Genomic DNA, 11,019 nt, shown 5'->3' on the forward strand with positions numbered 1-11,019 from the left:
GTCAGGCCCGTGCGACGACCTCGACCGCAGCCTCGCGGCGCGGATCCCCGGCAGCCTCCACCACCCCATCGGCATGGCGGAACGCCGCCCCGACCCCGCCGAAGAACATCTGGTGACGACCGTGGTCGGTGCCGCGCAATCCCAGCCCGCGCACGGCATCCGCAATCGCGTCGTCGCTCTCGTGGTCGACCACGGGGGTGCCGTCGGCGTCGAAGCTGACGTGCAGCCGCGGCGCCTCGATCGCGTGGGCGAGGTCCGCGCCGTGCAGGCATCCCTGCCCCAGCACCTGCATGAGCGCGGTCGTGATCCGGTCGGCGCCGGGTGATCCGATCGCCAGCACCCGGCCGTCGCGGGTTCGCCCGGTCGTCGGGGCCATGTTGGAGGCGAGTCGGATGCCGGGAGCCATCTTGTGCAGTCCGAGCCGGTTGAGTTCTGGCTCGCCGAGCGCGTTGTTGAGGAGCAGCCCGGTGCCGGGGACGGTGATCCCCGCGCCGTACCCGCTGGACACGGTGATCGTGCAGGCGGTGCCGTCGGAGTCGACCGCCGAGACGTTCGCCGTGCTCGCGCTCGTGGGCAGCCCCGCCAGCCCGTGCCGGTCGACGGACAGCAGCAGCTCGTGGCCCGCCGCGTCGAGGTCACCCGAGACGTCGTGCACCGAACGGCGGTAGGACAGCACGGCCCGCTGGATCTCGATGATGTCGGGCCAGTGCCAGTCGCCGCGGCGCCCCATCTCGCCCAGCATGACGGCGAGCATCGGCCCCCCGACCGACGGCGGAGGGTTCACGGCGAGGTCCCAGTCGCCGACGGCGCGGCGCACCGGCGGACGGACGAGCGGGGCGTACTCGGCGAAGTCGCGGTGGGTGACCAGCCCGCCGTGAGCCGCCATGTCGGCGACCATGGCCCGGCCGATCTCACCGGTCGACAGCACCGAGGCGCCGTCCCTTGCCACGAGGTCGAGAACCTCGGCGAGCAGGTGGTTGGTGCAGACGTCGCCCGGCTCGAGCGGGGAGCCGTCCTCGCGGGTGACGATCGCGAGCGCCTCGGGGTCGCGGCCGAAGAGCGGGTGCGCGGAGAAGCTGAGGTAGTGCGTCGCGGCGGCGCCGACGGGGTAACCCGCCCGGCAGGCGCGGGCTGCCGGGGCAACGACGTCGGCCCAGGGCACGGTCCCGAGTTCCTCGACGGCGAGTTCGCAGGCCGTGACCGACCCGGGCGTGGCCACCGAGCCGTGCCCGCCGAACAGCGTCACGCCACCGCCGTACCCGAAGCTGACCTCGTCGACCCCACCGCCGAACCGGTCGGCGGGCAGCCCCCGCCCGGGCATCTCGACGTTGCCGTCGATGACGACCGGGTCGCCGCCGGCGGGCCACGCCGAGATGAACGCGCCCCCGGCCAGCGAGACGATGCCCGGCTCGGTGCTCATGGCCGCCATGGCCGCCGCAACCGCGACGTCGACGGCGTTGCCCCCGGCCAGAGCCACCTCGCGCCCCGCGGCCAGCGACACCGGCCCGGTCGCGGCGATCGCCACTCGTCCACCCATGCGCGGCATCCTCTCACCGGCGGCCGGATGCCGTCTGCTCACGTCCGCGACCGCGGCCCCTCCGTGTCCCCCGCTGGGCTCACGGCCGGGGGTAGCGTGCGCGCATGACGCGATCGCCCCTGGCCATCATCGCCGGCACCGGCTTCTACGACCTGGACGCCCTCGAGAACCCCACGCAGGAGACCGTCGACACCGTCTGGGGTCAGGCGCGGGTCACCAAGGGTGAGTGGCACGGCATCCCCGTCGTCTTCCTCACGCGCCACGGCGCCGGCCACTCGGTGCCGCCGCACCTGGTCAACTACCGCGCGAACATCCGGGCGCTGGCCGACCTCGGGGTGCGCGACGTCGTCGCCGTCAACGTCACCGGGTCGATCGACCCGACCCTGCAACCGGGCGACCTGCTCTGCCTCGACGACTTCGTCGACTTCACCAAGCAGCGGCCGGTGACCTTCTTCGACGGCTCCACCCCCGAGGGCGTCGTGCACACCGACGTCATGACGCCCTACCACCCCGCCATCCGCCGCGAGATCCTCGACGCCGCAGCCACCTCCGGGCACACGATCCGCGACGGCGGGGTCTACGCGTGCTTCGAGGGGCCGCGCTTCGAGACCCGTGCGGAGATCCGCCTGGCCGCGCTCGCCGGGGCCGACGTCGCCGGCATGACGGGTGTGCCCGAGGTGACCCTCGCCGTGGAGGCCGGGCTTCGGTATGCCGCGATCAGCCTCGTCGTGAACCCCGCGTCGGGCGTCGGCGACGCGGACGAGCCGATCACCATGGACGAGATCAACGCCGTGCTGGCCGCGTCGTCGGCCACGGTGCTGGAGATCCTCGACGACCTCGTCCACACCCGCGCCACCTTCCCCGAGGAGCCCGACGCATGAGCCGTCTCATCATCGAGAACGCCAGCTACGTCGTCACCGTCGACGCCACCGACACCGTCCTGCGCGACACCACCATCACCATCGACGACGGCGTCATCACCGCCGTCAGCCCGGCAGCACCGAATGAAGCCACGCAGCCCGAGGCGGTCGTGCGGCCGCTGGCTGGGACTGGCGGGAGCACTCGCGAGCGCCAGCCGGGTCCCACGCTCAGCGTGGGCGCGAGTGCGGATGGTCTGCGGCCGCACGGCCCCTCGGGTGGAGTGGCGGAGGTGACCACGATCGACGCCCGCGGCAAGCTCGTGATGCCGGGTCTGGTCAACCTGCACACCCACCTGCCGATGACGCTGCTGCGTGGTCTGGCCGAGGACGTCGACCTCGACGGCTTCCTGGCCCGGGTGTGGGCGGCCGAGGGTGCCGTCATGGACCCCGACACCGTCGAGCTCGGCGCCACCCTGGGCGCCCTGGAGTCACTGCGCGGCGGGTGCACGACCCAGCTCGACATGTACTTCCACCACGAGGCGACCCACCGCGGGGCCGTGGCCGCCGGCAGTCGTCACGTCATCGGGCCGGTGTTCTTCGACGGGCCGGGGCCGGACGGCCTCACGTGGGAGCAGCGCCTGGACAACCTGCGCTCCTGGCCTGCCGTTCTCGACGAGATCGGTGGCCCCTCGGTGCCGGTCGGGGCGATGCCGCACGCCACCTACACGTGCTCGCCGGAGGGTTTCGCGCAGGTCGTCACCGTGCTGCGCGAGCTCGTCGCCAACGGTGAGCGCGACGGCATCCTCACGACGCACGTGAGCGAGACCGCCGCCGAGAACGCCGGCATCCGCGAGCGCTACGACGCGACCCCGACCGAGCTGTTGGCGCGCGCCGGGTGGGTCGAGCCGGACCTGCCGCTCGTCATCGGCCACGGCGTGCACCTCAGCGAGAGCGACCGAACGACCCTGGCGGCCGGAGGTGCCGCGGTCGGTCACTGCCCCGGGTCGAACCTCAAGCTCGCCAGCGGTGCCCTGCCGTGGCAGGTCTGGCAGGACAGCGGCCTGCGGGTCGGGTTGGGCACCGACGGCTGCTCGAGTTCCAACGACCTCGACATGTGGCAGGCGATGCGCCAGGCCGCCCTCCTCGCGCGGCTGACCAGCGAGCGCCCTGACGTCGCGAGCGCCCACGAGGTGCTGCGCGCGGCCACCATCGAGGGGGCCCGCGCGCTCGGGATGGGTGACGTGATCGGGTCGGTCGAGGTGGGCAAGCGGGCCGACCTCGTGCTCGTCGACCTCGAGGCGCCGCACCTCACCCCGGTGCACGACGTCGCCGCGCTGTTGGTGTTCGCCGCCGGGCGGGGGGACGTCACCGACGTGCTCGTCGACGGGATGCCGGTCGTGCGCGACCGTCGGAGCACCCGCCTGGACACGGGGCAGCTTCTCGAACGGGCCCGGGTCCGCGGGGAGGTCGCCCGGGCAGCAGCCGCGGAGGCGGCTGCGGCCCGATGACCAGCCAGAGCGCCGACGAGGTCATCGCCCGCCTCGGCATGCTGCCCATCCCCGAGGAGGGTGCCTGGTTCGCGGCCGGCCCCCGCACCCGGGGCCTGAACGGCATCATCGCCCTGCTCACCGACCGCCCCGACGGGTTCTCGGCCATGCACCGCCTCACCATCGACGAGGGCTGGCAGTGGATGGCCGGTGCCCCCGCCACCCTCGTGCGCCTGCACCCCGACGGCACCGGCGACTCCACGACCCTCGGCCCGGACTCCCCCCAGGCCCTGGTCACCAACGGCTCGTGGATGGGAGCCCGCACCCACGGCGAGTGGACCCTGTTCTCCTGCTGGTGCGCCCCTGCGTTCGAGCCCGAGCACTTCGAGCTCGGCGAGCGCTCGGCCCTGCTCGACGCCTTCCCCGACCACGCCGCCGAGATCACCGCGCTGACCCGCACCCACCCCATCGGTCAGATGCGATGACGGCCCTGGTCACCGGCGCCAGCGGCGGGCTCGGGCGCGGCATCGCCGTCGCGCTGGCCGCCGCCGGTCACGACATCGGCGTGCACTACCGGTCGGATGCCGTCGGTGCGGCCGCCGCTGTCACCGACGTCGAGGCGGTGGGTCGCCGCGCGACGGCCCTGCACGCCGACCTCGCCGTCGACGACCCTGCCGAGCTCGACCGGGCCTGTGACGACCTCCTCGACGCCTGCACCGCAGCGCTCGGCGCCCCCGACGTGGTGGTGCTGAACGCCTTCCCCCAGCACGTCGTGGCCTGGGGTGACCTCGACACGGCGGCCTGGGACACCTACCACCGCGGTGGGCTGCGCCCCACGACCAGCCTGCTCCACCGGGCCGCCGCCCGGCTCGCCCCCGGCGGGGTCATCGTCGTCATCAGCTCGATCGAGGGCCGACGACCGGCGCCCGGGCACACCCCCTACGGCGTCGCGAAGGCGGCCCTGGACCACCTCACGGCCGCAGCCGCTCACGAGCTCGGGAGCAGCGGCATCCGGGTCGTCGGTGTGGCGCCCGGTCTCATCGACCGCGAGCGCCTCGAGCGCGACTGGCCAGAGGGTGTCGACCGCTGGAAGCGGGCGAGCGCGCTGGGACGCCCTGTCACGGCATCCGAGGTCGCGGCGACCGTGTCGTTTCTGGCCTCACCAGCCGCATCAGGCATCACGGGCACCACCATCACCGTGGATGCCGGGTGGTCGGCCGGTCCGGGTTGGTGACACCTGCCAACTGCGGCGTGTCGATGTCGTCAACGACACCCTCTGGTGAGGTAACAACAGGGCAACGACACTCAAAGGTCTGCCCGTCAGGGGCGCTTGGCGGCATAGCCTTACGTGTCTGACCCCATCTCCAAGGAGAACCTTCATGAAGTCCACGCGTTACCTGGTCGCGGTTCCCGCCGCGCTCGCCCTCACCCTCGCGGGTTGTGGCGGCACCTCCGGCAACACCGAGTCCCCCGCCGCCTCCGGGTCGGCCGCTCCCGGCGCCCCCACCGACGACAGCAACTGCGCCGACGAGGCCGTGTTCTGCATCGGTCTGGTCACCGACACCGGCAAGGTGGACGACAAGTCGTTCAACCAGTCCGCTCACGAGGGCGCCCTGGCCGCCGCCGAGCAGACCCAGGGCTTCTACAAGTACATCGAGACCCAGGACGCCAAGGACTACGCCGCCAACATGGCGCAGTTCACCAACAAGAAGTACGACGCCATCGTCACGGTCGGCTTCCTCATGACCGACGCCACGCTCGAGGCGGCCAAGGCCAACCCCGGCACCCGCTTCATCGGCGTCGACCAGGGCTACGACCCGGCTGCGGTCTCCGGCAAGAACGTCACCGGCCTCATCTTCCCCGAGGACCAGGCCGGCTACGGCGCCGGTTACCTCGCGGGCCTGATGACCAAGACGAACAAGCTCGGCCAGGTCCTCGGTCTCGAGATCCCCCCGGTCCAGAAGTTCGCCAAGGGCTTCGAGGCCGGCGCGAAGGCCGCGAACCCCGCGATCACCGTCACCACCGTGTACCACCCCGCCGGCGACAACGCCTTCAACGACCCGGTGTGGGGCGCTGGCGAGGCCAAGAAGCAGCTCGCCCAGGGTGCGGACATCATCTTCGGCGCCGGTGGCAACACCGGTAACGGCGCCCTCCAGGAGGTCGCCAAGGCCAAGGGTGCAGGCACCGAGGTGTTCTGCATCGGTGTCGACACCGACCAGTGGGACACCGTCCCCGCGGCCCAGCCGTGCCTCATCACCTCGGCGATGAAGCTCATCACCGAGGGTGTCACCGAGACCCTGGTCACGGCCAAGGACGGCGACTTCGCCGAGAACCAGACCCTCGGCAAGGCCGGCCTCGCGCCCTTCCACGACTTCGAGTCGGTCATCCCGGCCGACGTCAAGGCCAAGGTCGACGAGGTCGTCAAGCAGATGGAAGCCGGCACCCTGCAGACCGGCGTCACCCTCTGATCGATGTGACCTCGGGCCCGGGCTAGCTCCGGGACCCAACCACCTCGTCACCGGGGGCGGGCACCCAACACGGGTGCCCGCCCCCGAGCGCGTGTGGACCTCCCTGTCGCGTCACCCTTTGCCACGAGGCCGCGACGCGCCACACTGTGGGCACCCACCGACATTGGAGTCGTATGAGCGAGACACCCACGGTGGCCGACAAGGCCGCCGCCCCACCGCCCTCGAGCGGGGGAACCTCCGGTGACAAGAAGCCGGCCCAGCCCCTGGCGTACCTGCTGACGCACCAGAGCGGTGTCGTCATCCTCGTCGCCCTCGTCATCGCACTGCTCGTCGGTGCGGCCCTGATCCGCTACCAGGGGGTGAGCCCCTGGTACGCCTACGAGACGATCATCCGTGAGGCCCTCCTCGTCGACGGCGGGCTGACCCGAACCCTGCAGAAGACGGCGCCGCTCGTGCTGACCGGCCTCGCCGTCGTGATCCCGCTGCGCGTGGGCCTGTTCAACATCGGTGGTCAGGGCCAGCTCATCTTCGGCGCCATGTTCGGCGCCTGGGTCGCCTACGCCGCTGGTGGCCTCGGGTTCCTCGGGGCCATGTGCGGCATGGTGGCCGGCATGGTCGCCGGTGCCTTCATCGGCTGGATCGCCGGTGTCCTCAAGGCCACCCGAGGGGTGCACGAGGTCATCACGACGATCATGCTCAACTACATCGCGGCCGGCGTGACCTGGTGGCTCGTCACCGGCCCCCTGCAGGCCGAGGGGTCCAAGACCAGCGGCATCCCGCAGACCGAGCTCATCCCCGACGCGGCCCGCGTCGGTGCCGTCGCCGGCATCCCCATCGGTTTCGTCATCGCCCTGGCCCTGGCCATCGCCTGCTGGTGGATGCTGTCGCGCACGACGCTCGGCTTCAAGCTCAACACCGTCGGCGCCAACAAGCACGCCGCCCGCTACGCCGGCATCAACATCAACCGGATCATCGCCCTGTCGATGGTCTTCGGTGGTGGCCTCGCCGGTCTCGCCGGCGCCCTCGAGGCGGCCGGTACTTTGCACCGGTTCGAGCCGGCCATCGGCGGCACCCTCGGGTTCGACGGCATCACCATCGCCCTGCTGGCCCGCGCCAACCCGCTCGCGACGATCCCCGCAGCGTTGCTCGTCGGCATCCTGCGCACCGGGGCCCCGGGCCTGCAGTTCGCGACGGGCATCGCCCCCGAGGTCGTCGACCTGCTGCTCGCGATCATCCTGCTCATGGTGTCCATCCCGGTGCTCGGCAAGTGGATCTTCCGCAGCCGCGCCGACAAGGTCACCGCCGCCTCGACGAGCTGGGGTAACTGACATGGGTGCCTGGATCGCCAAGAACCGCACGACCGTGATCGTGTCCGTCGCCGTCATCGTCGCGGCGTACGCCTTCTACTACCTGAAGAACGACATCGCCCCGAGCATGTACGTCTCGGCCTGGGGCTACGCCATCCCGCTCGTCCTCGCCGCCCTCGTCGGCGTCATCGGTGAACGCTCCGGTGTCGTCAACATCGGCATCGAGGGGCAGATGCTCGTCGCGGCCTTCGCCGGGTTCTTCGCCGCCGCCTACAGCGGCTCGCTGCTCGTGGGCGTGCTCGCCGGCATCGGCAGCGGCCTGATCCTCGGCGGGTTCCTCGCGTGGACCACCGTGAAGTGGCGGATGGACCAGATCATCGCGGGTGTCGTGCTCAACATCATCGCCACCGGCATCACCTCGTTCTACTACCAGCCGGGCCAGCTGCTGCCCGGGCTGATGCCGAAGTTCGACATCTGGCCGCTGTCGAAGATCCCGCTCATCGGTGAGGTCTTCTTCTCCGGCACGAGCATCTTCGCCACGCTCGCGATCCTCGCCGCGATCGGTGTGCACTTCGCGCTGTTCCACACCCGCTGGGGTCTGCGCACGCGCGCCGTCGGTGAGTACCCGTCGGCCGCCGACACCGCCGGCATCAACGTCGAGCGGCTGCGCCTGATCAACGTCACCCTCGCGGGCACGCTCGCCGGCTGTGCCGGGGTCTACCTGTCGATGGATGCCTCGTCGTCCTTCGAGCGGGGCATGGTCGCCGGCCGCGGGTTCCTCGCCCTGGCGATCATGATCATGGGCGCGTGGCGTCCGCTGCGGGCGCTGGCGATGGCGATCTTCTTCGGCTTCATCAACGCCGTGGCCTCGCAGCTCCAGGCCGGTGGCAGCATCGACATCCCGCCGCAGCTCACGGGCACCCTGCCCTTCGTCGTGACGATCATCGTCCTGGCCATCGCCGCCGGGCGGGTTCGGGCACCGGGAGCCGTCGGACAGCCGTACGTCAAGGGAGACCAGTGATGAGCACCCCCGAGAACACCCCCGCACCGGTCCCCGCCGACACCGCGCCCGAGCACCTCGAGGCCATCGTCACCTCGGATGCCGTCCTCGAGCTCCCGCCGGAGAAGTCGGGTTTCGGGGAGGGCAACGTCGGAGAGGTGCTGCTCGACCTCGCCGGGCTGACCAAGAGCTTCGGCTCGGTGCGGGCCAACCGCGACATCACGATGCACGTGCGGCGCGGCGAGATCGTCGCACTGCTCGGTGAGAACGGGGCCGGCAAGTCCACCCTGGTCAACCAGATCTTCGGCCTCATCACCCCGGACTCGGGGACGGTGACGGTCAAGGGCGACTCCACCCCCATCAAGGACCCGCGCGACGCCATCGCCCGCGGCATCGGCATGGTGCACCAGCACTTCCAGCTCGTGCCCGTCATGACGGTGGCCGAGAACATGATCCTCGGACACGAGCCGACGCGAGGCGGAGCGATGCTCGACCTCGAGAGCGCCCGCGAGATGGTGCGGACCCTGTCGGCCAAGCACGGCCTGCCGGTCGACCCCGACGCCGAGGTCGAGGACCTCCCCGTCGGCACCCAGCAGCGGGTCGAGATCCTCAAGGCGCTCTCGCGCAGCGTCGACCTGCTGATCCTCGACGAGCCGACCGCGGTGCTCACGCCGCAGGAGACCGACGAGCTGCTCGGCGTCATGAAGGAGCTCGCAGCCTCCGGCACGTCCATCGTGTTCATCACGCACAAGCTGCGCGAGGTGCTCGCGGTGGCCGACCGCGTCTACGTGCTGCGCCAGGGCGCGGTCGTCGGCGAGGTCGCCACCAAGGACACCGACGCCCGTGGGCTCGCGACGATGATGGTCGGCCGCGAGGTCGTGCTGTCGATCGACAAGGCCGACGCCGCACCGACCGACACCGTCCTCACGATCACCGACCTGCACGTGCTCGACGACCGTGAACTCGGTGCCGTCAACGGGTTCACGCTGTCGGTGCGGGCCGGTGAGATCGTCGGTGTGGCCGGCGTCGAGGGCAACGGCCAGCGCGAGCTCGTCGAGGCCCTGGCCGGGATGCGCAAGGTCGTGTCGGGGCAGATGACCCTCGGTGACCTCGACCTCACGAAAGCCAACCCGCACCAGACCCACCACGCCGGGGTCGGGCACATCCCCGAGGACCGCGAGAAGCACGGCCTCGTCGCCTCGTACTCCATCGCCGACAACCTCGTGCTCAACGAGTTCGACCAGGCGCCCTACTCCAAGAGCGGAGTGCGCCAGTTCGACGCCATCAAGGAGCACGCGGAGGCGGTGCGCACCGAGTTCGACATCCGCTCCTCCGGGGTGCACCAGAGTTCCGGGTCGCTCTCCGGTGGCAACAAGCAGAAGGTCGTCGTGGCCCGCGAGATGTCGTTCAAGCCGCGCCTGCTCATGGCGGCCCAGCCCACGCGCGGCGTCGACGTCGGATCGATCGAGTTCATCCACCGGCGCATCGTCGACGCCCGTGACGCCGGCGCCGCGGTGCTGCTCGTCTCGGCCGAGCTCGACGAGATCCTGTCGCTCTCCGACCGGATCGCGGTCGTGCACGGCGGCAAGGTCGTGGCCGAACTGCCCGCGCGCGGGGCTGACCGCACCGAGATCGGTCGCCTGATGGCCGGAGACCACTGACCGAAATTCCGCACTCTCCTGACGAGAAGCCGCCCGGCCCGCCCTCACGGCGAGTCGGGCGGCTTTCTCGTAGGGAGGATCGTGCGCGGGAGGTCACGCGCCGAGCAGCGCCAGCGGACCCACGTGCGCCCCGGCATCCACCCTCCCGCAGGAGCCAGGTGGGGAAAACGGTCACCTACGGTTTCGTAAGTTACGTTCCCGTAGGTTACGCTTGCGTAATGAGCGCTCCCACCGTCGACCGACCGGCCACGCCAGCCGGGATGCCGCGTGCCCGCCTCGGCGCCCACACCCCCGGCCCGCTGGGTGGCGTGGTCCGCAGTGCGCGCCGCGTCGTCGAGGCCCTGGCCACCCCCCTCGTGCCCGGTGACTACCTCGACCTCGTCGACCCGCTGCGCGCCGGCGCCGACCTGCGCGGCCGGATCATCGACATCCGCCACGAGACCGCGGATGCCGTGACGATCGTCATCCGCCCCGGACGCGGCTGGCTCGGGCACGTCCCCGGCCAGTACATCCGGATCGGCATCGACATCGACGGGGTGCGCCAGTGGCGGGCGTACAGCCTGACCCACCGCGCCGACGGCTCCTCCGCGGCCGGCATCCCCGCGGGGTGCATCGCCATCACGACCAAGGCGATCCCCGACGGTGTCGTCTCCACGCACCTCGTGCGCCGGGCCCGCCCCGGCACCCTGGTCATGCTCG

Annotated in this window: 10 protein-coding genes; 9 read left to right on the plus strand and 1 reads right to left on the minus strand. The window is 71.4% G+C overall.

Features of this window, described 5'->3' with window-relative positions:
* Position 1: 1 nt before the first annotated feature.
* Positions 2-1,537 carry a gamma-glutamyltransferase gene (locus tag PLL68_RS07455; RefSeq protein WP_324533111.1) on the minus strand — a complete coding sequence of 512 codons (1,536 nt, stop codon included), beginning with the start codon at positions 1,535-1,537 and terminating at the stop codon, positions 2-4.
* Positions 1,538-1,641: 104 nt separating this feature from the next.
* Between PLL68_RS07455 and PLL68_RS07460 the strand changes: the two genes are divergently transcribed.
* From PLL68_RS07460 to PLL68_RS07500, 9 genes are all read left to right on the plus strand, one after another.
* Entirely contained in the window at positions 1,642-2,418 is a 777-nt protein-coding gene (locus PLL68_RS07460; protein ID WP_324533113.1) for an S-methyl-5'-thioinosine phosphorylase, read from the plus strand.
* Positions 2,415-3,905 carry an amidohydrolase family protein gene (locus PLL68_RS07465; RefSeq protein WP_324533115.1) on the plus strand — a complete coding sequence of 497 codons (1,491 nt, stop codon included), beginning with the start codon at positions 2,415-2,417 and terminating at the stop codon, positions 3,903-3,905. Before PLL68_RS07460 ends, PLL68_RS07465 begins: the two co-directional genes overlap by 4 nt.
* The gene (locus PLL68_RS07470) at positions 3,902-4,369 is read left to right on the plus strand and encodes a cupin domain-containing protein (protein WP_324533117.1); all 468 of its coding nucleotides are present in this window, start codon (positions 3,902-3,904) and stop codon (positions 4,367-4,369) included. Before PLL68_RS07465 ends, PLL68_RS07470 begins: the two co-directional genes overlap by 4 nt.
* The gene (locus PLL68_RS07475; protein ID WP_324533119.1) at positions 4,366-5,118 is read left to right on the plus strand and encodes an SDR family NAD(P)-dependent oxidoreductase; all 753 of its coding nucleotides are present in this window, start codon (positions 4,366-4,368) and stop codon (positions 5,116-5,118) included. Before PLL68_RS07470 ends, PLL68_RS07475 begins: the two co-directional genes overlap by 4 nt.
* A 145-nt stretch (positions 5,119-5,263) precedes the next feature.
* A complete protein-coding gene (locus PLL68_RS07480) occupies positions 5,264-6,352 on the plus strand; it encodes a BMP family ABC transporter substrate-binding protein (protein WP_324533121.1) in 1,089 nt (362 codons plus the stop codon).
* Between the two features lie 173 nt (positions 6,353-6,525).
* The gene (locus PLL68_RS07485; protein ID WP_324533123.1) at positions 6,526-7,680 is read left to right on the plus strand and encodes an ABC transporter permease; all 1,155 of its coding nucleotides are present in this window, start codon (positions 6,526-6,528) and stop codon (positions 7,678-7,680) included.
* A 1-nt stretch (position 7,681) separates the two neighbouring features.
* Positions 7,682-8,680, plus strand: coding sequence for an ABC transporter permease (locus tag PLL68_RS07490; protein WP_324533125.1), 999 nt, complete (start codon positions 7,682-7,684; stop codon positions 8,678-8,680).
* Positions 8,680-10,320, plus strand: a complete 1,641-nt coding sequence (locus PLL68_RS07495) for an ABC transporter ATP-binding protein (RefSeq protein ID WP_324533127.1) — start codon at positions 8,680-8,682, stop codon at positions 10,318-10,320. The genes PLL68_RS07490 and PLL68_RS07495 overlap by 1 nt, the downstream gene beginning before the upstream one ends.
* Positions 10,321-10,538: 218 nt before the next feature.
* Positions 10,539-11,019, plus strand: a 481-nt coding sequence (locus tag PLL68_RS07500) for an FAD-binding oxidoreductase (RefSeq protein WP_324533129.1), incomplete at its 3' end; no start/stop codon positions are given.

Origin of the sequence: Ornithinibacter sp., from assembly GCF_035443565.1 — a bacterium.
Lineage (GTDB): Bacteria > Actinomycetota > Actinomycetes > Actinomycetales > Dermatophilaceae > Fodinibacter.